The sequence below is a fragment of the Neobacillus massiliamazoniensis genome (genome assembly GCF_001048695.1).
Taxonomy (GTDB): Bacteria; Bacillota; Bacilli; order Bacillales; family Cytobacillaceae; genus Neobacillus; species Neobacillus massiliamazoniensis.
Map to the genome: position 1 here is coordinate 521101 of NZ_CVRB01000001.1, position 23414 is coordinate 544514.

The 23414-nt window shown below is 36.8% G+C and carries 24 protein-coding genes; 6 read left to right on the forward strand and 18 right to left on the reverse strand.

What is annotated here, in order from left to right:
• Positions 1 to 142: 142 nt before the first annotated feature.
• The 6 genes from BN1082_RS02615 to BN1082_RS02640 all read right to left on the reverse strand — a co-directional run bounded on the left by BN1082_RS02615 (position 143) and on the right by BN1082_RS02640 (position 6577).
• On the reverse strand, positions 143 to 373 hold the full coding sequence (locus BN1082_RS02615) for a hypothetical protein (protein ID WP_342666627.1): 231 nt from the start codon (positions 371 to 373) through the stop codon (positions 143 to 145).
• A gap of 176 nt (positions 374 to 549) precedes the next feature.
• A complete protein-coding gene (gene lpdA, locus BN1082_RS02620) occupies positions 550 to 1965 on the reverse strand; it encodes a dihydrolipoyl dehydrogenase (protein WP_090630443.1) in 1416 nt (471 codons plus the stop codon).
• 3 nt (positions 1966 to 1968) lie between these two features.
• Complete coding sequence (locus BN1082_RS02625) at positions 1969 to 3270, reverse strand: dihydrolipoamide acetyltransferase family protein (RefSeq protein WP_090630446.1); 1302 nt, start codon at positions 3268 to 3270, stop codon at positions 1969 to 1971.
• 89 nt (positions 3271 to 3359) lie between these two features.
• A complete protein-coding gene (locus tag BN1082_RS02630) occupies positions 3360 to 4337 on the reverse strand; it encodes an alpha-ketoacid dehydrogenase subunit beta (RefSeq protein WP_090630449.1) in 978 nt (325 codons plus the stop codon).
• 3 nt (positions 4338 to 4340) lie between these two features.
• A complete protein-coding gene (gene pdhA, locus BN1082_RS02635; RefSeq protein WP_090630451.1) occupies positions 4341 to 5456 on the reverse strand; it encodes a pyruvate dehydrogenase (acetyl-transferring) E1 component subunit alpha in 1116 nt (371 codons plus the stop codon).
• 461 nt (positions 5457 to 5917) lie between these two features.
• Entirely contained in the window at positions 5918 to 6577 is a 660-nt protein-coding gene (locus BN1082_RS02640; RefSeq protein WP_090630454.1) for a YkyA family protein, read from the reverse strand.
• Positions 6578 to 6797: 220 nt separating this feature from the next.
• Between BN1082_RS02640 and def the strand changes: the two genes are divergently transcribed.
• Entirely contained in the window at positions 6798 to 7352 is a 555-nt protein-coding gene (gene def, locus BN1082_RS02645) for a peptide deformylase (RefSeq protein WP_090630458.1), read from the forward strand.
• Positions 7353 to 7979: 627 nt separating this feature from the next.
• Here the strand turns inward: def and BN1082_RS02655 are convergent.
• Positions 7980 to 8750: a Cof-type HAD-IIB family hydrolase gene (locus tag BN1082_RS02655; RefSeq protein WP_090630464.1), complete on the reverse strand. Its 771-nt coding sequence runs from the start codon at positions 8748 to 8750 to the stop codon at positions 7980 to 7982.
• A 544-nt stretch (positions 8751 to 9294) separates the two neighbouring features.
• On the opposite strand from BN1082_RS02655, the gene BN1082_RS02660 reads away from it, so the two are divergent.
• On the forward strand, positions 9295 to 9504 hold the full coding sequence (locus BN1082_RS02660) for a DNA-dependent RNA polymerase subunit epsilon (protein ID WP_090630467.1): 210 nt from the start codon (positions 9295 to 9297) through the stop codon (positions 9502 to 9504).
• 6 nt (positions 9505 to 9510) lie between these two features.
• Positions 9511 to 11178 (forward strand): ribonuclease J1, encoded by a 1668-nt coding sequence (rnjA, locus tag BN1082_RS02665; RefSeq protein ID WP_090630470.1) that lies wholly within the window; start codon positions 9511 to 9513, stop codon positions 11176 to 11178.
• Positions 11179 to 11221: 43 nt separating this feature from the next.
• Here the strand turns inward: rnjA and BN1082_RS02670 are convergent, their stop codons facing one another.
• The 11 genes from BN1082_RS02670 to BN1082_RS02720 form a co-directional block, all read right to left on the reverse strand.
• Positions 11222 to 11878 carry a potassium channel family protein gene (locus BN1082_RS02670; RefSeq protein WP_090630473.1) on the reverse strand — a complete coding sequence of 219 codons (657 nt, stop codon included), beginning with the start codon at positions 11876 to 11878 and terminating at the stop codon, positions 11222 to 11224.
• 75 nt (positions 11879 to 11953) lie between these two features.
• On the reverse strand, positions 11954 to 12757 hold the full coding sequence (locus BN1082_RS02675) for a DUF4349 domain-containing protein (RefSeq protein WP_245640283.1): 804 nt from the start codon (positions 12755 to 12757) through the stop codon (positions 11954 to 11956).
• Between the two features lie 258 nt (positions 12758 to 13015).
• Positions 13016 to 13471, reverse strand: coding sequence for a TlpA disulfide reductase family protein (locus tag BN1082_RS02680; RefSeq protein ID WP_090630479.1), 456 nt, complete (start codon positions 13469 to 13471; stop codon positions 13016 to 13018).
• 131 nt (positions 13472 to 13602) lie between these two features.
• The gene (locus BN1082_RS02685) at positions 13603 to 14151 is read right to left on the reverse strand and encodes a peroxiredoxin (RefSeq protein ID WP_090630482.1); all 549 of its coding nucleotides are present in this window, start codon (positions 14149 to 14151) and stop codon (positions 13603 to 13605) included.
• A gap of 269 nt (positions 14152 to 14420) precedes the next feature.
• A complete protein-coding gene (locus BN1082_RS02690) occupies positions 14421 to 15542 on the reverse strand; it encodes an N-acetyldiaminopimelate deacetylase (RefSeq protein WP_090630483.1) in 1122 nt (373 codons plus the stop codon).
• Positions 15543 to 15850: 308 nt separating this feature from the next.
• Complete coding sequence (gene dapD / locus BN1082_RS02695; protein ID WP_090630485.1) at positions 15851 to 16555, reverse strand: 2,3,4,5-tetrahydropyridine-2,6-dicarboxylate N-acetyltransferase; 705 nt, start codon at positions 16553 to 16555, stop codon at positions 15851 to 15853.
• A gap of 111 nt (positions 16556 to 16666) precedes the next feature.
• The gene (locus tag BN1082_RS02700; protein WP_176699621.1) at positions 16667 to 17557 is read right to left on the reverse strand and encodes a transcriptional regulator CcpC; all 891 of its coding nucleotides are present in this window, start codon (positions 17555 to 17557) and stop codon (positions 16667 to 16669) included.
• Positions 17558 to 17745: 188 nt separating this feature from the next.
• Complete coding sequence (gene cbpB, locus BN1082_RS02705) at positions 17746 to 18195, reverse strand: cyclic-di-AMP-binding protein CbpB (protein ID WP_090630490.1); 450 nt, start codon at positions 18193 to 18195, stop codon at positions 17746 to 17748.
• Positions 18196 to 18552: 357 nt separating this feature from the next.
• Positions 18553 to 18789, reverse strand: a complete 237-nt coding sequence (locus BN1082_RS02710; RefSeq protein ID WP_090630492.1) for a YkuJ family protein — start codon at positions 18787 to 18789, stop codon at positions 18553 to 18555.
• Between the two features lie 214 nt (positions 18790 to 19003).
• On the reverse strand, positions 19004 to 19258 hold the full coding sequence (locus BN1082_RS02715; protein ID WP_090630494.1) for a hypothetical protein: 255 nt from the start codon (positions 19256 to 19258) through the stop codon (positions 19004 to 19006).
• Positions 19259 to 19361: 103 nt separating this feature from the next.
• A complete protein-coding gene (locus tag BN1082_RS02720; RefSeq protein WP_090630497.1) occupies positions 19362 to 20573 on the reverse strand; it encodes an EAL-associated domain-containing protein in 1212 nt (403 codons plus the stop codon).
• A gap of 155 nt (positions 20574 to 20728) precedes the next feature.
• On the opposite strand from BN1082_RS02720, the gene BN1082_RS02725 reads away from it, so the two are divergent.
• The 3 genes from BN1082_RS02725 (at position 20729) to BN1082_RS02735 (ending at position 23336) form a co-directional block, all read left to right on the forward strand.
• Positions 20729 to 21565, forward strand: coding sequence for a C39 family peptidase (locus BN1082_RS02725; protein ID WP_245640284.1), 837 nt, complete (start codon positions 20729 to 20731; stop codon positions 21563 to 21565).
• Positions 21566 to 21699: 134 nt separating this feature from the next.
• On the forward strand, positions 21700 to 22566 hold the full coding sequence (locus BN1082_RS02730) for a metallophosphoesterase (RefSeq protein ID WP_090633103.1): 867 nt from the start codon (positions 21700 to 21702) through the stop codon (positions 22564 to 22566).
• Between the two features lie 290 nt (positions 22567 to 22856).
• Entirely contained in the window at positions 22857 to 23336 is a 480-nt protein-coding gene (locus tag BN1082_RS02735) for a YkyB family protein (RefSeq protein WP_090630499.1), read from the forward strand.
• Positions 23337 to 23414 lie beyond the last annotated feature (78 nt).

The following is a 23414-nucleotide window of genomic DNA, read 5'->3' on the forward strand; positions in this document are numbered from 1 at the left end:
AGCGCAAATCAACAGACCTATTGAAAAGCCTATATATTAATAATATTAAAATAAATTAACGCGGTTAATTCTTAAAGAAAGTGAATGAAATATAAGGCTTTCGAAAGTTTTTCGACAGCCTGAACCCCAATTTTGGGCTTTTTTAGTGAATAATAAGAGCTAGTGTATAATGAAGAGAAGTATAAATAACGAGGCTAAAAGCAGTAATAAATAGCGTTTTTCGTGTTGATTTTGTAATATAGTTCCCAACTAAAAATGCTAAGTAAAAAAATACAAAAAACATCATGACTTTATATACTAATTGATCATGTTTAGATAACCATTCAATAAAGGTATAGCCGCTCCAAATAATAAATTGAAGAATTATCACCATATAGACCCTCATTTTTCTCACCACTCATACCATCTTTGAATAAATATTTTATCATGTTTAAAGTATATGAAATAAAAGTAAATGATATTTTATTATTTCCCACATTATTACTTGCAAAAACACATGAATAAAGACAGAAAAAATCCTTCCCAATACGGAAAGGATTTTAGTTTAGCTTATTTTAAAATATGGATTGGACTTCCTAAAGCTACCTCTGCAGCTTCCATTGTAATTTCACCAAGAGTTGGATGAGCATGAATGGTCATTGCAAGGTCTTCTGCTGTCATTCCAGCTTCAATGGCAAGACCTAGTTCAGCAATCATATCTGATGCACTTGCACCAGCAATTTGAGCACCGATAATAAGTCCATCTTCTTTACGAGTAATTAGTTTTAAGAAACCATCAGAGCTATCAAGTGAGAGTGCACGACCATTTGCAGCAAATGGGAATTTAGCTGCCGTTACTTCAATGCCTTCTTTTTTAGCTTGTTCCTCTGTATATCCTACTGACGCTAACTCAGGGTCAGAGAATACAACTGCAGGAATTCCTAAATAATCGATTTCAGAAGTGTGTCCAGCGATCGCCTCTGCAGCAATTTTTGCTTCATAAGATGCCTTATGTGCTAATTGAGGACCTTGGACAATATCACCAATTGCGTAGATATTGCTAATATTGGTACGGCATTGTTTATCGATTTCAATAAGCCCACGGTCACTTAATTTTACACCAACTTGTTCTAAACCCATTTCATCAGTGTTAGGACGGCGACCAACCATTACAAATACATAATCTGCTTCTAGTTTCTTTTCTTCGCCTTTTGTTTCGAAAGTTACCACTACACCGTTTTCTGTTTCTTCTACACCTTTAGCCAATGCTTTTGTATAGAATTCTGCACCTTTTTTCTTCATTGTGCGCTTAACAAGAGAAGCCATTTGCTTATCAAATACACCCATACCTAATATTTCTTCCGCACCTTCTAAAATGGTTACTTGGCAGCCAAAGTTTGCATATGCGCCTCCAAGTTCAATCCCGATTACACCGCCGCCAATGACAACGATTTTTTCTGGAATTTCATTTAGGTTAAGGGCTCCGGTAGAATTAAGAACACGTTTTGAATATTTAAATGAAGGTAGCTCAATCGGACGTGATCCCGTTGCAATAATGGCATTTTTAAAAATGTATGTTTGCGCTGATGTTTCATCCATTACACGAAGTGTATTGGCATCCACAAAATAAGCTTCACCACGAACGATGTTCACTTTATTTCCTTTTAATAGACCTTCAACGCCACTAGTTAATTTGTTCACGACTCCAGCTTTAAATTGTTGAACCTTTGAAAAATCAACTTTTACATTTTCGGCTGTAATACCGAATGCATCAGAGTGCATCGCTGTTTCATAACGGTGACCTGCTGCAATTAACGCTTTGGAAGGAATACAGCCGACATTTAAACAAACGCCTCCAACATATTCCTTCTCAACAATCGTCACTTTTTGTCCCAGCTGGGCAGCACGAATTGCTGCCACGTAGCCTCCAGGACCAGCACCGATGACTATAGTATCTGTTTCAATTGGGAAATCTCCAACTACCATTTTCTACGCCTCCATTAACAAAAGTTCTGGATCGTTCAATAAACGTTTAATATGGTTCAATGCATTTTGTGCTGTTGCACCGTCAATCATACGGTGGTCAAAGCTTAAAGATAATGCTAAAACTGGAGCAGCAACAATTTCTCCGTCTCTTACAATTGGTTTTTCAGCAATACGCCCTACACCTAAAATAGCTACTTCTGGGTGGTTAATGACAGGAGTAAACCATTGGCCGCCTGCGGAACCAATATTTGAAATTGTACAAGACGCGCCCTTCATTTCGTTAGGGGCTAATTTACCATCACGAGCTTTTGTTGCAAGTTCATTAATTTCATTTGAAATACTGAATACTGACTTACGGTCTGCATCCTTAACAACCGGAACTAACAAACCTTTTTCCGTATCAGCAGCAATTCCTATATTAAAATAATGCTTATGAATAATCTCACTTGTTGCATCATCAAGGGAAGTATTAAATACAGGATACTCTCTAAGAGCACTTGTTAATGCTTTTACGATATATGGCAAGAAAGTAAGCTTGATGCCTTTTGCAGCAGCCACTTCTTTGAATTTTTTACGATGCGCGACTAGCTTAGTTACATCTACTTCATCCATTAAAGTTACGTGAGGAGCTGTGTGCTTCGAATTAACCATTGCTTTTGCAATTGCTTTCCTAATACCGCTCATTTTCTCACGTGTTTCTGGATATTCCCCTTGAGGAATTGGAGCTGCTGCTTTTGGCGCTTCCGCTTGTGGTGCTTCTGCTGTAGGTTCTGCTTGAGGTGCGGCAGCCTGAGCTCCACCTGTTAAAAATGCATCAATATCATTTTTCAACACACGGCCATTTTCACCAGTACCGGCAACTAATCGAATATCGATTCCTTTTTCACGTGCATATTTACGGACAGATGGCATAGCAATAACGCGGCGGTTTGGATCCTGCGGTTGTGCACTAACTGCTGCTGCTTGTGGAACTGGATCTTGCTTTGCTTCTGGAGCAGGAGCTGCCTTTTCTTCCTGCTTTGGCGCTTCTTCACCATGATCCCCTTTAAATTGAAGGTTCTCGTATCCAGGTGCATCAAATGTAACAAGAACTTGTCCTACAGTTGCTACAGTACCCTCTCCTACTAATACTTCAAGAACTGTCCCTTCAACAGGGGAAGGAATTTCAACTACTGCTTTATCATTTTGAATTTCGCAAAGAACATCATCTTCTTGAACTTTATCTCCGGGCTTGATAAACCATTTTACAATTTCACCCTCGTGAATTCCTTCACCAATGTCAGGCATCTTAAATTGAAATGACACTTCGATTCATCCTCCTATTATTCAGGTCTACCTGCAAAATCTATCGAAATTTAACAGGGAAACAGCCTAAACTATTTCCCAACTAGTTTTTAGAATGTTAATACTTTTTTAGCTGTTTCTATTACATCTTTATAGTTCGGAAGCCAAGCTGTTTCTGCTTGAGAGAATGGATAAATTGTATCTGCAGCTGTTACGCGTAAAACAGGTGCTTCAAGGCTTAGAATTGCACGGTCATTAATCTCTGCTACAACGTTTGCAGCGACACCAGCCTGCTTTTGAGCTTCTTGAACAACCATTGCACGACCAGTTTTTTCAACTGATGCAATAATGGTTTCAATATCAAGTGGACTAATGGTACGCAAGTCAACAACTTCAACTGAATAACCCTCTTTTTCAAGCTCTTCAGCTGCTTTTAATGATTCATGAACCATTGCACCGTAAGTAATAATGGATAAATCAGTACCTTCACGTTTTACGTCAGCTTTACCAATTGGAATGGTGTATTCACCTTCAGGAACTTCTTGGCGGAAAGCACGATATAATTTTAAATGCTCAAGGAAAACGACTGGATCGTTATCACGAATAGATGAAATTAATAATCCTTTTGCATCGTAAGGTGTCGAAGGCACAACTACTTTTAATCCAGGAGTTTGTGCCATTAATCCTTCTAAGCTATCAGAGTGTAGCTCAGGAGTATGAACCCCGCCTCCAAAAGGAGAACGGACAGTAATTGGCATATTGTAACGGCCACCAGAACGGTAGCGCATACGTGACATTTGACCTGCAATAGAATCCATTACTTCAAAAACAAAGCCAAAGAATTGAATTTCAGGAATTGGACGGAACCCTTGTAATGCTAAACCTATTGATAAACCACCAATACCAGATTCTGCTAAGGGAGTATCAAAAACCCGGTCTTCGCCGAATTCTTTTAAAAGTCCTTCTGTTGCACGGAATACACCGCCATTTACTCCAACGTCTTCACCGAAAATTAACGTATTTGGATCATTACGCAACTCTGTACGTAGTGCATCAGTAATCGCTTGTATCATTGTCATTTGAGCCATGACTTACTTCGACTCCTTTGCTTGATAAATTTCATATTGTTCTTTAAGGTTAAATGGCATTTCTTCGAACATAATTGACATTAAATCCGTTACCTTTTGCTTTGGAGCCGCGTCCGCTTTTTTAATGGCTTCTTTAATGTCTTCTTTTGCCTGGTCAATTACTTGGTTTTCTTTTTCTTCATTCCAAAGTCCTTTCTTTTCAAGGAACTTACGGAAACGTACAAGTGGATCTTTCTTTTCCCATTCGTTATCAAGTTCTGCTGTACGATAACGTGTTGGGTCATCACCAGCCATTGTATGTGGGCCGTAACGATAAGTTAATGTTTCGATTAAGGTAGGTCCTTCTCCATTAATGGCACGTTCACGTGCATCATGTACCGCAGCATAAACAGCTAATGGATCCATTCCGTCAACTTGAATACCAGGAATCCCAGCGGCTACTGCTTTTTGTGCTACCGTCTTAGCAGCGGATTGCTTTTCAACTGGAGTTGAAATAGCAAAGCGGTTATTTTGCACAATAAAGATGGCAGGTGCTTTAAATGCACCGGCAAAGTTAATTCCTTCATAGAAATCCCCTTGAGATGCACCGCCGTCACCTGTATAAGTAATGGCAACAGATTTAGCACCCTTCTTTTTCATCCCTAATGCAACACCAGCTGTTTGGACATATTGAGCACCGATAATGATTTGTGGTGATAAAACGTTTACACCCTCAGGAATTTGATTACCTTGGAAGTGTCCGCGAGAGAATAAAAAGGCTTGATAAAGTGGTAAACCATGCCAAATCAATTGTGGAACATCACGATAACCCGGAAGGATAAAGTCTTCTTTTTCAAGTGCAAATTGGGAAGCTAACTGAGATGCTTCCTGTCCGGCTGTTGGAGCATAGAAACCAAGTCTCCCTTGGCGATTTAACGAAATTGACCTTTGGTCAAGAATACGTGTGTAAACCATTCGACGCATTAATTCTTGAAGCTGCTCATCCGTTAAATTTGGCATCGCTGCTTCATTTACAACTTCGCCTTCTTCATTTAAAATTTGCAGCGTTTGAAATTGTCCTTCTACTTCCTCGAGTGCTTTTTTTGCATCGAGCGGGGCGTTCTTAAGTTTAGATGCCATCTAAAGTCACCTCTTCCTTTCTTTTCAAAACATAATATTTAAAATAAATTCCATTAAACATTTTACCCATAATACATAGTGAAATTGGGTAACAGAATACACTCATTTGGTATGTTAGCTAGTGATGTTAAGCATATTATTCATAGCTTTTCACAAAATTGAATAGATTACACGAAAATCTTAATTCTACCAACACACAATCCTGTATCAGTTGTTTATGTAGTAAAAATGATACAATAAACAATTGCAAAATTTAGTTTACATCAACAATAATTACACGTCAAATACTATGCATAATAATTTTTCATCATTTTCATATTAATAATATAATATAAACATTTAGGAACTGTATTATATTTTTTATAAAAACTGTTATATAAAATTCATGAAGATTCGTTTTTGTTATAGTAAAGAAAAAGAAATCGACCTATTATAGCCGATTTCTTTGTATGTGCATTTTGTTATTTTGAATTGATCCCTGCCTTTTGATAAAACATTTTTTTCTTTGCGTTGTATTCATCTGTTAGTTGATTAAATTGATTATTGGCAGTAAAAATTTTCTCGTATGTTTGATTCACCTTATTTACTTGGGCTTCAAGGTCAGCAATTGACAGATTTTTATCTTTAAACATTAGATATAATTCTTTATCATTTTTTATTCCTTCGACGTATTCATTATATAGTTCATCATGTGCTTGATATCTTTTTTGCATAACATCATAAAGTTCATTAGCTAACTTCGTAAGTTCAGGATCTTTTATGTCAGGAATCAGGTCTTTTACTTTGTTAAATTTTTTTTCCGACTCCTTTAAACTTTTTGTTTCTTTCTCCATATACCCTTTTCGTTCATCTGCCATTTTTATTGCCTCATCAGAAAGCTTGACAATCTGGTCATATTGTTTCATACCAAGGCCAATGATTTGATCATAATTATCCTTTTCTTTCTTTTCTAATGTAATAAGTGGCTCCTGCTGTTCTTCAAATACCTTTTCAGAAGAAACAACATTCTCTAAAAGTTTATATATTTTATCGACAGCTGTCTCCTGATTAAAGCACCCTGAAAGCAACAATGCTGAAGCAAAAAAGATGTATATAAAACGTTTTTCGCTTTTTAACTTCAATTGAAGACCCCCTATTCTTTATATCTCGGTAAATGATTGATAAAGGATCATTGCGCCCTTAATCTATTCAAAAAAGATCAGAAGATTTCTTTTTTCCAAAATCATACACTACGCTTTTATAATAGCATCTTTAATGAACTGAATGGTTAACTTTTTATAAAATGTTTGATAGACTGTTTATTATGAACATTTTCTTAGTTAATACAGGAGTGAATAAATCATGTTATTAATGGACGATATTATTCGGGACGGTCACCCAACACTCAGAATGGTGGCGGAGGAAGTTGCAATGCCTCCATCTGAAGAAGACAAACAAATATTAATAAGCCTTTTAGAATACGTAAAAAACAGTCAGAACCCTGAAATCGCCTCTCAACACGGACTTCGTGCAGGAATCGGCCTTGCAGCACCGCAAATAAATGTTTCAAAACGGATGATTGCTGTCCATTTACAAGATGATAAAGGAAATTTATTTAGTTACGCTTTGTTTAACCCTAAAATTGTTAGTCATTCAGTAGAACAAGCTTACCTATCTTCAGGGGAAGGTTGCCTTTCTGTAGATGAAGCCTTTCCAGGCTACGTACCAAGGTATGCTCGAGTTACAGTAAAGGGGTATGATGTCAATGGTGAAGAGGTTAAGCTTCGCTTAAAAGGACTCCCCTCGATTTGCTTCCAGCATGAAATCGATCATTTAAACGGAATCATGTTTTATGATCATATCAATAAGAAAGACCCTCTTAAACCGATTGAAGGGGCAATTGAAATAGAGAAGTAATAAGAAAAGCGGAAGCGCCTTGGTCAGCCCCGACAGGCATAAGACGATTCCAAAAAGAAGGCGCTTTTTGCCTTCATTTTGGGAGTGGCTTATGACCCGAGGGGCTAGGCGCTGTAGCTGGACAATAAGAAAAGCGGAAGGCTCCTGGAGCTGGACAATAAGAAAAGAGGAAGCGCCTTGGTCAGCCCTGACAGGCATAAGACGATTCCAAAAAGAAGGCGCTTTTTGCCTTCATTTTGGGAGTGGCTTATGACCCGAGGGGCTAGGCGCTGGAGCTGGACAATAAGAAAAGCGGAAAGGGGGTGTCCCAAAAGTATGATGACTTTTAGGGGCACCCCCTTTTTATTAATGGTCTGTTAAACTTGTCTGTTGATTTCCGCTCAAGAAGCGAGCATCCGAGGGCGGTCCGAGGAGCCTCCTCGGCGCTACCCGCACCTGCGGGGTCTCCCCTGCCCCGTACTCCCGCAGGACATTGAATTACATCCTCGAATCCGCCCACGCACGAAGGAAATGCGATAGCATTGTCGAGGAGTCGAACGCCTTCCGCTCAAATCAACATTGCGGAAAAATTATCATGAACTTTGTACATATAGTGGTGCCTGATACCATTTGGGACAGCCTCTTTTTTTAAATAAGCTGTAGCTCTTTTAATCCATTCCATATGCCGTCTTCGGAAACATCTGTTGTGATCAAATCCGCTTCTTCTTTTGCTTCAGGAACACTATTTCCCATCGCAACGCCAGTTCCAACTGCCTGTAACATTTCTAAATCATTTAAACCATCCCCAAAAGCAAAAACATCCTCTAAATCGAAACCTAATCGCTCAATCATTTTCTTGATACCTGCTGTCTTTGAACCCCCTTGCGGAAGAATATCGACAGAATATGGATGCCATCTTATAAAATTGAAATTTGGAAAGTCGTTAAAATAGATTTTTTCCTCTTGTTCCTGACAAAAAAGCAAGCTTTGATATATATTTCTATTCATAAAAAAGTTTACATCATGATCAGGATGCGGAAACTTTAAGCTTCCCATACTAGTTTCAATAAATGAATGATAATTGACAGATGCTTTCATTGTTTGATCATTCATAAAAATCAGCGGATGATTATTTTTTTTCGTTTCACTCAAGAACCTTTTTAGGTCCTCCTCTTGAAGGGGATTTTCAAAAATGACTTGATTTTCAAAAACAACAAATTGTCCATTAAAGCTTACATAAGAGTCTATTTCAAGCTCCTTCCGTAAGCCTTCAAACATAAATGGGGCCCGTCCAGTAGCAATAGCTGTAAATACCCCATTTTCCTTTAATAATCGGATTGCTTCTTTTGTACTATTGGGCAGTTTTTTTTCATGATCAAGTAATGTTCCATCTATATCAAAAAAAACAATTTTTTTCATCGTGCAAAAACTCCTTTATCTTTTCGTATGAAAAAGTTTGAACAATTTTATCACTTTCCTCTACGAAAATGCATGTTAAAACACTAAACCTTACGTGAATTTTTGTCAAACAACCATTCCGTCATCAGAATTCCATCATTATCCATGAAAGAATCGACATTTTCATCATATAATAATAGTAAAAAAAAAATATTATTTTTAAAAAATCTTCTTTAATCTGTCATGGTTTTCTTTACATTGGACAAGGATGGTTTAAAATAAGAAGTAAGGAGATGATCCACTATGTTAAAGAAGCTTAGAAAGAAGCTTTTAAAACAGTGGAAAGATTTATTACGTAAAAAATCCATTGCCTAAAAATTTCGAGCCCTTCAAACTTGCGAAGGGCTCCTTCCTTATTGTAAATTTGTAAGCAGTGACCCCTTTTTACATACTTTTTACTTCTCGACACTTCTTTCATTTTAAGGAATGAAACGAAAATCAATGAAAAAGTTGTAATTATTTTATATAATAGAATAAGTTATTTTTAATTAAGGAGCGATTTGATATGATATATAAGGTTTATTATCAAGAAAGCATTAAAGAAGTACCTGTTAGGGAAAAGACAAAATCATTATATCTTACTGGAGAATCAGAAAGGGATGTCCGGTCAAAACTTGCAGACCGCGGATATAATATTGAATATGTACAACCTGTAAAAGGAGCGTATTTACAATATGAACAACAAAATGAAGACTATAAAGTATTGGAGATTTGATAATTTATGAAATTTGTAAAAAATGACCAAACTGCTGTTTTTGCCTTAGGTGGTTTAGGGGAAATTGGCAAAAACACCTATGCAGTTCAATTTCAGGATGAAATTATTTTAATTGATGCGGGAATAAAGTTCCCTGAAGACGAACTTTTAGGTATTGATTATGTCATTCCTGATTATACGTATTTAGTAAAAAATGAGGAAAAAATAAAAGGTTTATTTGTAACCCATGGTCATGAGGACCATATTGGCGGTATCCCTTATTTGTTAAAACAAATTAATATTCCGATATATGGTGGGAAATTGGCTCTTGGTTTAATTAAGAATAAACTGGAGGAACATGGTTTATTAAGAAATACCAAGCTGATTGACATAAAAGAAGATGATGTAATTAAATTCCGTAAAACATCAGTTTCCTTTTTCCGTACTACCCACAGTATTCCTGATTCTTATGGAATTGTTGTAAAAACCCCTCCGGGTCAAATTGTTCATACAGGCGACTTTAAATTCGATTTTACCCCAGTTGGTGAACCTGCTAATTTAACAAAAATGGCCGAAATCGGTAAAGAAGGCGTCTTATGTTTACTATCAGATAGCACAAATAGTGAAATACCTGAATTTACGATGTCGGAACGTCGAGTTGGCGAAAGTATTCATGATATTTTCCGAAAAGTGGAAGGCCGGGTTATTTTCGCAACGTTTGCATCGAATATTCATAGACTACAGCAAGTTGTCGAAGCAGCTGTGTCCAACGGACGGAAAATCGCTGTGTTTGGTCGTAGCATGGAAGCCGCCATCAATATCGGATTAGATTTGGGCTATATTAGTGCACCAAAGGAAACCTTTATTGATGCACAGCAAATTAATCGCTTGCCCGCTGATAAGGTAACTATTCTTTGTACAGGCAGTCAAGGTGAACCAATGGCAGCTCTTTCGAGGATTGCAAATGGAACACATCGCCAAATTCAAATTATTCCGGGAGATACCGTTGTGTTTTCTTCTTCTCCTATTCCGGGCAATACCATTAGTGTCAGCCGAACCATTAACGCCTTATTCCGAGCAGGTGCAGAAGTTATTCATGGTAAGCTAAGTAATATTCATACTTCTGGTCATGGCGGTCAGGAAGAGCAAAAGCTAATGCTACGGTTAATCCGACCGAAATTCTTTATGCCTATTCATGGCGAATATCGGATGCAAAGAATGCATGCTAAGCTTGCAGTTGACTGTGGTGTTGAAGAGGAAAATTGTTTTATTATGGATAATGGTGAAGTATTGGCACTCTCTGAAAATACTGCTCAAGTAGCGGGAAAAATCCCATCTGGTTCTGTTTATATTGATGGAAGCGGTGTTGGGGACATTGGAAACATTGTCTTACGTGATCGCAGAATTCTTTCAGAAGAAGGGCTAGTGGTTGTTGTTGTTAGCATTAACATGAAGGAATTCAAAATAGCTTCAGGGCCTGACCTGATTTCAAGAGGTTTTGTTTACATGAGAGAATCAGGTGATTTAATCAATGACGCTCAAAATTTAATTACAAAGCATTTAAATAAAGTGATGGAACGAAAAACAAGCCAATGGTCGGAAATCAAAAATGAAATTACAGACACGCTGGCACCTTTCCTTTATGAAAAAACAAAGCGTAAGCCAATGATCTTACCGATTATTATGGAAGTATAAGAAAAGCGAAAGCGCCTTGCACAGGCGCTTTCGCTTTTCTATATTACATTACCTTTTTTTCAAAGCGATCGATGTCACTATCGTTACCGATAACAATCAATATGTCATTATGATGAATGGTTTCTTTTGCCTGTGGCGACACAATTAATTCTTCTCCTCTTTTAATTGCAACAATATTCAAGCCATATTTCTTGCGAATATCTAAATCAATAATGGTATTGCCGCCAATTTTTCCGTTCGCTACAATCTCAACAATGCTATGTTCTGCAGATAACTCAAGATAATCAAGTACACTGTTTGATGCCATATTGTTCGCAATTCTTTCCCCCATGTCTCTTTCTGGGTGAACAACCCGGTCGGCACCTATCTTTCGGAGAACTTTTTCATGATAATCGTTTTGAGCCTTAGCCGTTATAATAGGCACCCCTAATTCCTTTAAAATTAGAGTGGTTAAAATACTGGATTGAATATCATCCCCGATTGCCACAATAACATGATCAAAATTACGGATTCCGATACTTTTCAAAACAGTCTCGTCAGTTGAATCACCCACTACCGCATGGGAGGCAATCATTGAAAATTCATTTACGCGCTCCTCATTTTTATCAATCGCTAATACTTCAATTCCCTGATTGGCAAGAGTACGGCATATACTTCCCCCAAATCTACCAAGACCTATGACAGCAAAATTCTTCTTCACGATTACTCCCCCCAGAAATAACTGTTCTTTTTTCATATCATTTTATCATAGATTGAATACTCTCGATTAAAACTTTTATTCTCGATGTTTACCTTTTCTGATTTTTTTAATAGTAAGGAAAATTGCTAGACCGAATAATAATAAAATAATGAGAATCGGCAAATTTCCAAAAAGAAACACAGTCAGGTCAGATAATGCTACTAGAAGTATATTGACACTTTTCATAAACTGCTTTTTTGTCTTTTCCCAAGTATTCAATTTATCATTATCAATTTCAGGAATAATAACTTTGTTTTCATAAAGGGTAATCGTGATCGTAGATAGGGATGTTTGATTATCGAGAAACTTCATTCTTCCTTCAATTGTTTCAATTTCCTCCTGAACAGAAGCTAAATCTTTGGAAATTTTCAATAAATCTTCTGTTTTTTCGGCACTTTTCATAAAAGAAGTTAATCTTTCGGCAACCACCGTCTTTGATTTTAACCTCGATTCTAAGTCGACATATTCCTCGGTTACATCCTGACCTGTTATATTTCTTTGAATAACCTCGGTAGCCTGCCCTTGTGCCTCATGTAAAAAATCCTGAAAATTCGTTTGAGGAATTCGGATTTTCATTCTACCACGTAATTGCTCTTTACCTTCTTTGGTCACATCAGATTCTGCAATATAGCCCCCAAAATGATTCACTTTTTCTTCAAGATTTTGAACCGTTTTTTCAAAATTTTTTACCCTAAGCTGTAAATCAGCTTGATATATAACCTTTTGATGAGGAACATCTATTTTCTCAGCAGTTTTTTTATCATTTTTAGTTGAATCACTGGAAATAGCTACAGATTTTTCACTTTTAGCAGAATCAGCCGTATTCCTTAAATCACTCATTTTGGCCCCATCGCTTTTACTGTTCGAACTACAGCCAAAAAGAAACAAAATGGAGCAAAAAATAAGAATTGGAAAGACAAATATTAGCTTTTTCAAATTTCTCGACACCCCTTTTTTCTATCGTAGTACTCAAAAGAAATTACCTGTTTCAAATACCGACGAGAAAAAAATGGTAAAGTTACAAGAAATATGGAATCTTTATTTATAACTAATAAAAAAGACTGCTCATTTGTTTGAACAGTCTCGTTATTCTTTAACTTATTCTGTTTTTTCTAGTTCATCTAAGACCCTGTTAACCCGTTTTTCAAGCATTTTCATGCCGCTTCCTCCTGCCTGGAAGTGGCGAAGCATGCCATTGCGGTCAAATACATAATATGCAGGAACATATTGATTTTGAAAGGCATCCGTCAATTTATGGTTGCTGTCAACAAAAATAGGTTGTGTAATTCCATGTTCAGCAGCCACTTGCTTAATTTCATCAATATTCAAGTCATTCTCTGATCTTGGCATATGAACAGCCACAACATTTAATTTATCTTTAAAATCATCTCGAAATTGATTTACCTGCGGCATGGCCTCTTTGCATAAATGACAGCTGATTGACCAGAAATGAATCAGCGTAGGTTTTTCGCCAATTAAATCAGATTTTGTTACCTCTCCGTTTAACCATTCTGTTGCACCGATTAATTCCGGCATTGGCTCACGTAATTTCATTGGATTACCTCCTTTTTAAAAAAGACCTAACTCTAATAAAAAGGTTAGGTCTCACATTACAAGTTTAAATATGGTCCAGCTATAGTACCTAGCCCACCTGAGGTCACTTCGGCTACAGCTGCTTTTTGGATTTATTCTTCTAAAAGTGCTTGTCCTGGCTTCCAGTTTGCAGGGCAAAGACCGCCGGTTTGTAAAGCTTGAAGAACACGTAAAACTTCATCTACTTCACGACCGATATTATTGTGGTGAACAACAGCGTACATTAATTCGCCTTCAGGATTGATGATGTATAAACCGCGAAGGGCAATTCCTTCCTCTTCAATTAAAACACCATATTCGCGTGAAACAACATGGTTGGTATCAGCTGCTAATGGATATTTCAATTGACCCAATCCATTTTCTTTACGGTCAGTATTAATCCAAGCAAGGTGTGTATAAACTGTGTCTGTAGACGCGCCAATTACGACTGCATCAAGATCGTCAAATTCTTCATAGCGTTCAGAAATAGCAACTATTTCAGTTGGACATACAAAGGTAAAATCCATTGGATAAAAGAACAATACTGTCCATTTATCGTTTTTCATATTTTCTTCTAGACTTACTTTTCCAATTTCTTTGTTCGGCATTACAGCTTCCATTTCAAAGCGTGGAGCTTGTTTCCCTACCATACGTTCTGGCATAATGAATCCCTCCATAAAAGTGAATTAATTGTTTTTATAGCAATGATTAATTGCTATCGTTCGACAATTTTTATTATAAATCAATTATAAATTAGAGTCAACATTAAATTATAATTAATTTAATTTAATATTAATTATAACTAAGAAAACTCCTCTTAATAGCTTTACCCTAATGACAATATGAATAAACCTATTGTTTTTGCAAAAATAATACCTTAATTTGCTATTAGTTTAGCATGATTGAAACAAAGAATAAAATAAAACGACTTTCAGTTGTTTCCTATAATGGTAATATAACTAGTAATTATATCAATGGCCACGCTGATGGCATCCTCATTCGGGTTTAACTTGGCATGGTGTAAGCCGTAGAGTGAGTCTACCCCAAGCCAAAACATGAATCCGGGGATTTCTGCAAGCATATAACCAAAATCCTCGCCAGTCATAGCCTCCCTGCATTCAATCACCTCGTATTTCGTTTCATTCCTTACAAATTCAATAAAATCTCTTGCTAGTTTTTCATCGTTATACACTTGATAATACATTGCACCAAAGTCGATTTTAGCTTCGCATTCAAAGCCTGTTTCAATTCCATTTACGAGAGCTTTGATACGCTGCTTTACCTTCGTCATCGAATCCGATGTTAAGGTTCGAATGGTTCCTTCAAGTCGCGCTCTTTCTGCAATAATATTTTGAACTGTGCCTCCGGTTATTTTTCCAATCGTGATGACCGCACTATCTAGAGGATTCACATTTCTTGATATGATGGTTTGGAGTTGGTTTACTAAGTTACAAGCGGCAATAATCATATCATTCGTTTGATGAGGGTATGCGGCGTGTCCACCTTTTCCTTTTAAGTCGATAAACAACTCTGAAGTGTTCGCAAATAACAAACCTTCCTTTAAGGATATGGTACCAACCGGATACTCTGGGGCAATATGCAGGGCAAAAATTATATCTGGCTTCCATTCTCGCATCATTTCCGATTTTAACATTGGTTCTGCCCCACCCGGTCCTTCCTCGGCAGGCTGAAAAATAAATAGAAGATCATCATTGATAGGCTGTTCGACGAAATAGGTTAATATTCCAAGGGTAATACTCATATGAAAATCATGACCGCAAGCATGCATTTGCGCCTCATGGGTAGAAGAAAAGGAAAGATTCGTTTCCTCCACAATCGGTAAGCCATCTATGTCTGTTCTATAACCTATTGTTTTTTCTGGATGTAAACCATGAATTTTTACAAACAAACCAGTCTCCCATTTTTTTATGGTCATCCGTTCTTGGGGAAGGGATTCTATGTAACTTAGTAGATATGCTTGAGTTTTAAACTCTTGAAAACCCAATTCTGGAATTTGATGAAGCTCACGACGGATCTTTACAAATGGATTCATCTTCTAGTACCCCTTTCTACAAGGCTTTGTTAAACTTCCCTGTTGATTTACGCTCAAGAAGCGAGCATCCGCGGGCGTTCCAGGGATCCTACTCGGCGCTTAAGCGCCTGTGTGGTCTCCCCGGCCCCGTACTCCCGCAGGACGTTGAATTAGCATCCTTGAATCAACACCACACGAAGGAAATGCGATAGCATTTTCGAGGATCTCGCACCTTCCGCTCCAATCAACATAGTTTCAAAAATCAACATTGACCTTTAACATAGCATTCTATAAAAGAAGCGTGGAACATCATCCACGCTTTACTCATTTTATAATTGACGCAATTCCTGCATAATTTCCGTTTTCGATTTAGTTTTCTCATCAATATCTTTAATTTTTCTTGCTGGAGTTCCAGCCACTACTGTATAAGGAGCAACGTCTTTCGTAACGACGGCACCTGCAGCAACAACAGACCCTTTTCCAACTCTCACACCTTCAAGTACAACGGCATTTGCACCTATTAGAACATCATCCTCAATAATAACTGGCTGTGCAGATGGCGGTTCGATGACACCCGCTAAAACAGTACCGGCACCGATGTGGCAATTCTTCCCGACGGTTGCTCTTCCACCCAATACTACACCCATATCAATCATCGTTTTTTCACCGATTACCGCTCCGATATTGATAACAGCTCCCATCATGATGACTGCATTATCCCCAATTTCGACTTGGTCGCGAATAATTACACCGGGTTCAATTCGAGCATTGGTGGCCTTTGTATCTAATAATGGAATTGCTGAATTACGACGATCACTCTCAACTACCTTATCCTCAATCTTATCTTTATGTACCTCTAAGATTGCTTCGATCTCAGACCATTCACCGAAAACAACCCCAGTATTCCCGTTAATGAAGGTCTTAGTATTACTACCAAAATCAATTTCAGCTAAATCACCTTTTACATAAACCTTTACTGGTGTCGATTTTTTACTATTTGCGATAAAAGAAATAATCTCATGTGCATCCATCATTTTCCCTCCCTAATTAGAAATGCGCTGGTACTGGACAATTCTCGAAGTCAAATTTTTTCATATCTTTAAAAAATAATGTAACAAACAAGCCAATCAATGACAAGAATTTTTCTATGAATGGAATTCACTAATATATTCTTTTATTAATTCCACAAACGCACTGACCTGCTTTAATTGAAACGCCGACTCATATCCTAATAACCAAGTATCACGTTTTAGGGGTTCCCCGTTCTCATCAACAAGTGGAATCTTAAAAAGGTTCTTCTCTGTATGATTTAAGGTAATTGCAGGTAAAATCGAATAACCAATGCCATTAAATGTCATTTGCTTACATGTTTCAATTTGGTCAACGACGATGGTCTTTTTTGGATAAGTTTTAAAATTACGCATCCACCAATCTTGAATTTCTTGATAATAATTCGAATCACTTTTAAATTGGATAAAAGGGCGTTCTGTCTCTAATACTTGTTCAGGTCTAGTTATTTCTCGATCGACTAATAATAATTGATCGCTAAAAAGATGAATTTTTAAACCTTTCCAATCTGGTGTTCCTCTAATAATTCCAATATGTACCTGATCATCATATAAACATTTTAATATCTCACTACTCCAGCCTGTTACTAGAGAAATTTTCGCTTGTGGATATGTATCGATAAATTTCTTTAAGACCTGAGGAAGCCAGTTTTGACCCACGATCGATGCTACAGCAATTTTTAATGTTCCAGAAACACCATCTTGAAGGGCGTGGATGGTTTCCCTAACCTTTTCTTGTTTATTGAGGACATCATTAACAAATTGAATCACGTGCTCACCGGCTGGTGTAAGGGCCAGCCCTTTTTGGGAGCGGATAAATAATTTTGTTCCCCATTCTTTCTCAATTGTTTGCAATCGCTGCGACAATGCCGGCTGCGAAACAAATAACCGTTCTGATGCTTTACGCATATTCATTTCCTGTGCTAAAACTGATAATAATTGAAATTCAGACAATGAGGACAAGTTCATCCCTCTTTATTATTTTTCTTATATTATAAATGCAATCGTCCTTTATTTCACTTCAAATGATCAAATAAAATGAGGATGCCCATTAACAAAGTATCAGACCCCTCACCCTACAATTTATAGCTGCCCATTGTTTATTAAGCGACTATAAATTGATTGATAAGCGAGAGGTCATACACTTAGGGACATCCTCATTTTGTTTGCTTGAACCTTTTTACAATGTTATTTAATTGGTTTAAAACTGTACTTCTTGGTAAAATTCCGTCAAAAAAGCCATCCTCGGTTTCGATGCAAATAAATGGATGATCAACAAGCAAACCAAGGCATTTTAATAATGAAGCAGATATTTTGATACTTGGAATATCCTTTTTCATAACTTCTTCGACTCGTTTTTCCTCAAGTTTTTCAAATTCAATTCTTTCCAGTCCCAGGATGGAATCCATAATAATGGGGGTACTGATTAACCCGTGGAGCCGGTAATGGGGATCAAGAACTGGAATTGCCGTGTAACCACTTTTTGTTAATACTAATAATGCGTGCTCAAGATTATTGCCAACTTGGACATGGGCAACGCGTTCTGAGGATACCATTAAATCCTTAATGGTTAATTCTAAAAACTCCCCACTGTTAATGCTAATCATAACAGAAAACTCCTCAATCTTAGTTTACTACATGATTTATTTTATCATAGTTTTCAAATAACTGTATTTCTTTTATAAAATAGGCTGTGTTAAACTTGCCTGTTGATTTACGCTCAAGAAGCGAGCATCCGCGGGCGTTCCGGGGAGCCTCCTCGGCGCTTAAGCGCCTGCGGGGTCTCCCCTGCCCCGTACTCCCGCAGGACGTTGAATCTGCTTCCATGAATCATCACCGCACGAAGGAAATGCATTAGCATTTTCGAGGAGCCTTCCGCTCCAATCAACATTGTTTAAAAATCAACAATGACCTTTAACACAGCCATAAAGTAAAAAGAAAAAGAAAGGAACCAAAATTGGCTCCTATTGGATTAAATCAAAAATTTCAATTGTTATCATATCAATATTATCAAATTGATATCGCTTTGGCTTTTCTTTGTCGTTATATACTTCTAATTCAAAGGTTTCAGTTTTGGGATGAAATGTTACCTGACATTTTCTTTCCCCATTTACCTCGAAATAACGTTGGGCCGGTTCTCCACTATTAGATTGTTCCTGTAGATTTTTTAACCGAGTTAATATCCCTTGAAGCTGTGACATACGCTTATCTCCTTTCCACAAAAGCAAACATTCTACTGTTAGGTTTCTCAATTGACATGTTTATATCCTAAATATTCAATTCCGGGATTTTACAGCCGGTATTTTTCATGCCAATATTCTAAGAATAAAATAATGCCATCCATTTGTCCAAGAAAAATGATAAAAATTAGTGATTTTTTATTTACAAATATAAATAGGTCTCAAAATATGAGATCTATTTATAAAAAGTGATGGCAAAAAAGAGGATGATGAATAAGACCAATGCAAAGAAAATTCCATAAGATAAGAAAATGGGATTTCTTGTATAGATATTTTTCTGAAAAGGCTCAGCAATTTTCGTATCAAAATTCCCGTTCACCATTTTTTGTTGTCTAGTAACAGACCAAGTGATTATCAACGAAACAGCAAGAATGCCGATAATTACAATCGAAAGGAAATCAATCGAAAGGACATTGACAAAAAAATTCATGTGCAAAACTCCTTTGGATAAAAAGTTACCTATAAAATCCCACGATATTCACCAATCTATTCTGGTACTTTTTTACCTTTAGAATCTGCAAATTGTCTGTTTTTTATAGTAATTGTTCATGTTCGAATAAATAATGATAGGAGATATCGATAAACAAATACTCACTCCCATTCATTGGAAAAGAAAAGGTTCGAATTGTTTCACCCGTTTCAATATCACTATATAAATCGGACAAGATTCCTTTCCGTTCATTTCTCATTTTGATAATATTTTCTAAGAAATACGGGCGCCAGCTCCAATTTTTCCCTTTATATTCCGTTTGAGTGACCCAATCGGTATTTAATTTAAAAATATTGGCCGATTTTTGAAATCCATCTTCATCGCATACATACATTCGAAAAGCAATTTGATCCATTTCCTTCACCAACACTCGAAAAAGCGCTTCATATCCAGAATTCCTATTTTTTAGAACAATCTCCTGTATCTTCATATGGAAATATGCAGCCGTTGTATAAACTGCCTCTAATTTTCTCTTTTCATATGAAATAAAATCATGGAATTTTTCCTTTAATCGGTACTTTAAAAAATCGTGCTGGATAAACTCCTCTGTAGGAGGATAGAGATAATGTCCCTGGTAGAATCTCCCTCCATTTTTCCAAGCAAATTGTAATTGATAACTCATTTCGATATTTTCGAATAAAAGGGTCGCCCCAATTTTCCTAGCCAATAATGACAAAGTATATAACACATCATTGAAGTTTTTTCCGCCGGTAGTCGATTTTAACGCTTGTAAATTAATTTTCAAAATATCCGGTTTAAGTTGTCCAATTCTTTCAAAATAATGACTTTCACTATCGATGCTTGCAATTGCAACTTTAATACCATATGTCCGGTAATAGTGCAATAAATGATCTAATTGATCTATATCTCCTTGATAATTTCGATCTGAAACATCGAGAACAATCCTTTTTAAATCAAACCCCTTTTTTTCAAAAGTCATTAATTCCTGCAAAAAGGGCTCACCATGACTATACATTAATAATTCAGCATTTCGATTTATAAAAATACTGACATCCTCATTAAAATGGATTACCTTATTAAGAGCCTTTTTCACGATCAATAAATCCACTTCAAACTTATATTCATCAGGGATTTGATCATCCTGGAAAAACGGTCCTAAACTGATTATGTTCTCTCCCGACTTATATCTTCCCAAAACTTCATATGCGATAAGACGTTGTTCATCGGCACTAAAAATCGGCTGAAAAAAAGGAATCACATTTTCAAGATCCGACAGGATATCTAAAGCATCCATTAAAGTACCCCCAAAAAAGTTTTACTCATTATACCATATCCACTAATACAATATGTTTAAACTGACTTTCACGTACGTTGCCAAAAGGATATCATCATAGGACAACCATAACAAGCAAATCCTATTGATAAGTCCATTTGTTAGGAGGATACGTTTTGAGAAAATTTTACTTATTAGCCTCGATCCTTCCACTGTTTGGATGTAATAATTTTGATTTAACCCCAATTAACGTTTCAGCTAAGGAACCATCATATTCACAAACAAATACAATGGCTACACCTTTAGCGAACTATGAAAATTACCATATTTTACTGCTCCAAGCCATAGAGAAAAGCATCAATCAGCCCGTAACTGAGAGCACCACAAGAAACCCTATTAGGATTTCCCCTAAAAAACAGGAAACTCTGCTCGATGTTACAGTCATCAATCAAAACCCTGAATTAAAATATGGATGTGAAGTAACTAGTCTTGCGATGGTACTCCATTATGCAGGGGTTAAAACAGATAAAATGGAGCTATATCGTTTAATCCAGAAAGAGGATTATCCCCTTATCCGAAAGTCCAATGGTGATATTTTACATTGGGGAAACCCCGAAAATGGATTTGTTGGTGATATGACAGGCAGATTAACCGGAACAACGGTTTATGACAAACCGATGATTCATTTGATTAATCAAAAGCTTCCCGGCAGGGCAGTAAACTTAACAAATCAGCCTTTTGAGAAGATAGAAGAACATGTGTCTGCCGGATATCCTATCGTTGTTTGGACAACACTTGATTATGGTCTACCTAAGCGTTGGGTAGCTTGGAATCATGGGCATCAAGTGGTGAGAGTACCGTTTGATCTACATGCTGTAGTTTTAGTAGGATATGACAATAATTTTGTATACCTAAATGACCCACTAACAATCAAAAAACAAGTCAAGGTAGAAAAAGAGCAATTTGTCTCTTCTTGGAAGGCGTTAGGCTCACGTGCCGTAAGTTACGAATAATAAGCAGCCTTTTGGCTGCTTCTATGCATTTTTTTGGACAAATTGGAATATAAAATGTCTAAAAGACACTTTTTTTTAGATAGATTGTTTGTTAGGATTAAGGAGTTAAAAAAGGAGATAGGTTGGTTATAAATATGGTAAAACAAATGACGAGGAGAAGGTTTGTTAAAGGAGCATTTGGTGCATTCCTAACCCTCTTTGGAATTGGTTCAGGCGGTTATGTTTATGCTAAGCAAATTGAGCCTAGTCTACTTGATATAAACACACAGGAAGTTCAACATCCGTTCATTCCAAAAAGTTTTGAAGGAATAAAAATAGTTCAGTTTAGTGATACTCATCTTGGATTTCAGTATAATCTCAGGCAATTTAAAAAACTAGTAAAAAAGATTAATGAACTTAGACCAGATGTTATTTTATTTACCGGTGATTTAATGGACAGGCCAAATAAATTTACTGAAATTAATAATTTGGTGCCTCTACTCCAACAATTACATGCCCCTCTTGGAAAATATTGCATTTATGGGAATCACGATCATGGGGGCTATGGTTCTAACCTTTATCGAAATATCATGGAGACAGCAAATTTTGATCTTCTTTTAAATGAATCAAAGGCTATAAAACTAAGAGATGGAAGCCACATTTATTTAGTAGGAATTGATGATGCGATGTTAGGACGCCCCAATATGGCATTAGCATTAAAAGGTGTACCAGTCAATAGCTTTAAAATCGTTCTATCACATGCGCCAGATCTTGCGGAAACTATTTCCCAGTATCCCGTACAATGGCAATTGAGCGGACATAGTCATGGGGGACAGGTGAAACTCCCCTTTATTGGAGCTCTCGTTACACCACCATTTGGAAGAAAATACACCGAAGGGCTTTACCGAATTGGTCAGGATCAACAATTATCCTTGTATGTAAATAGGGGAATTGGCACAACCCGTCTCCCTTTTCGCTTTTTGGCTAAACCAGAATTAACAGTTTTTACATTGAAGACATAGTAGAAGCGGAAGCGCCTTCGGAACAAGCACAGCTTGTTCCTACGAAGGTTATTCCAGGGAGATTTCCTTTATGATCAGGGGCTGGAGCTAGACAATAAGAAATTCGAAAGGCGCCTCGGAATTTGAAGCAAAGGATGTCCCACACAAAGTGTCAGACCGATTTGGGACATCCTCTTTTTTGTCTTTTACTTCAAAAATTTGTTTCCTAGTAACACGGGAAATAATATTTCTAAATTGCTGAAATAATGATATAATAAAAATGTTTTTAATGATAGAAAGGAGAAAGAATATTGAGGCCCGAACAAAACAGTCCCTCTACAAGTTTAACTCTTACCATCGAAAACCTCTCTCAAGCTGTCTTTATTGTGAATCGTCATGCAAAAACAGCAACAAACCCCAAATACTTATACAAACTTAAGCATGAATCGTTAAAAAAATTGATTGTGGAAGGTAAAGCCCAAAAAATTGGACTCCATTTTTCAGAGCATCCAAGAAATAGCCAGCAGCAATCCGATGTACTTGTCGAATGTGGAAATTATACGTTTCATATTCCTCCAACCAAAACTGATTTTTCGGAGCTCCCACATTTAGGGCGATTGGATGGAAGTATGAGAAATCCAAAAGCATCACTTTCCTTAAATCATGCAAAATCAATCCTACAGTCCTATACTGGATTAACAGAAATACAGCAGTCAACTTCGACACATACGAAAAATAAACGCACCTATCAAAAACCTATCTTTAAAAAATTAGGTGATAGATATTCATAATTATTTGTCTTTTCTACTTACTTAAAAAACAGCCTGAAAGAATAATCAGGCTGTTTTTTTAAATCACTACCTTCATTT

Bases quoted from the DNA above. Each gene is read 5' to 3' on its own strand.
- BN1082_RS02615 (WP_342666627.1), bottom strand. From the start codon at position 373: ATGGTGATAATTCTTCAATTTATTATTTGGAGCGGCTATACCTTTATT.
- lpdA (WP_090630443.1), bottom strand. From the start codon at position 1,965: ATGGTAGTTGGAGATTTCCCAATTGAAACAGATACTATAGTCATCGGT.
- BN1082_RS02630 (WP_090630449.1), bottom strand. From the start codon at position 4,337: ATGGCTCAAATGACAATGATACAAGCGATTACTGATGCACTACGTACA.
- pdhA (WP_090630451.1), bottom strand. From the start codon at position 5,456: ATGGCATCTAAACTTAAGAACGCCCCGCTCGATGCAAAAAAAGCACTC.
- def (WP_090630458.1), top strand. From the start codon at position 6,798: ATGTTATTAATGGACGATATTATTCGGGACGGTCACCCAACACTCAGA.
- BN1082_RS02655 (WP_090630464.1), bottom strand. From the start codon at position 8,750: ATGAAAAAAATTGTTTTTTTTGATATAGATGGAACATTACTTGATCAT.
- BN1082_RS02660 (WP_090630467.1), top strand. From the start codon at position 9,295: ATGATATATAAGGTTTATTATCAAGAAAGCATTAAAGAAGTACCTGTT.
- rnjA (WP_090630470.1), top strand. From the start codon at position 9,511: ATGAAATTTGTAAAAAATGACCAAACTGCTGTTTTTGCCTTAGGTGGT.
- BN1082_RS02675 (WP_245640283.1), bottom strand. From the start codon at position 12,757: ATGAGTGATTTAAGGAATACGGCTGATTCTGCTAAAAGTGAAAAATCT.
- BN1082_RS02680 (WP_090630479.1), bottom strand. From the start codon at position 13,471: ATGAAATTACGTGAGCCAATGCCGGAATTAATCGGTGCAACAGAATGG.
- BN1082_RS02685 (WP_090630482.1), bottom strand. From the start codon at position 14,151: ATGCCAGAACGTATGGTAGGGAAACAAGCTCCACGCTTTGAAATGGAA.
- BN1082_RS02690 (WP_090630483.1), bottom strand. From the start codon at position 15,542: ATGAATCCATTTGTAAAGATCCGTCGTGAGCTTCATCAAATTCCAGAA.
- dapD (WP_090630485.1), bottom strand. From the start codon at position 16,555: ATGATGGATGCACATGAGATTATTTCTTTTATCGCAAATAGTAAAAAA.
- BN1082_RS02700 (WP_176699621.1), bottom strand. From the start codon at position 17,557: ATGAACTTGTCCTCATTGTCTGAATTTCAATTATTATCAGTTTTAGCA.
- cbpB (WP_090630490.1), bottom strand. From the start codon at position 18,195: ATGATTAGCATTAACAGTGGGGAGTTTTTAGAATTAACCATTAAGGAT.
- BN1082_RS02710 (WP_090630492.1), bottom strand. From the start codon at position 18,789: ATGTCACAGCTTCAAGGGATATTAACTCGGTTAAAAAATCTACAGGAA.
- BN1082_RS02715 (WP_090630494.1), bottom strand. From the start codon at position 19,258: ATGAATTTTTTTGTCAATGTCCTTTCGATTGATTTCCTTTCGATTGTA.
- BN1082_RS02720 (WP_090630497.1), bottom strand. From the start codon at position 20,573: ATGGATGCTTTAGATATCCTGTCGGATCTTGAAAATGTGATTCCTTTT.
- BN1082_RS02730 (WP_090633103.1), top strand. From the start codon at position 21,700: ATGGTAAAACAAATGACGAGGAGAAGGTTTGTTAAAGGAGCATTTGGT.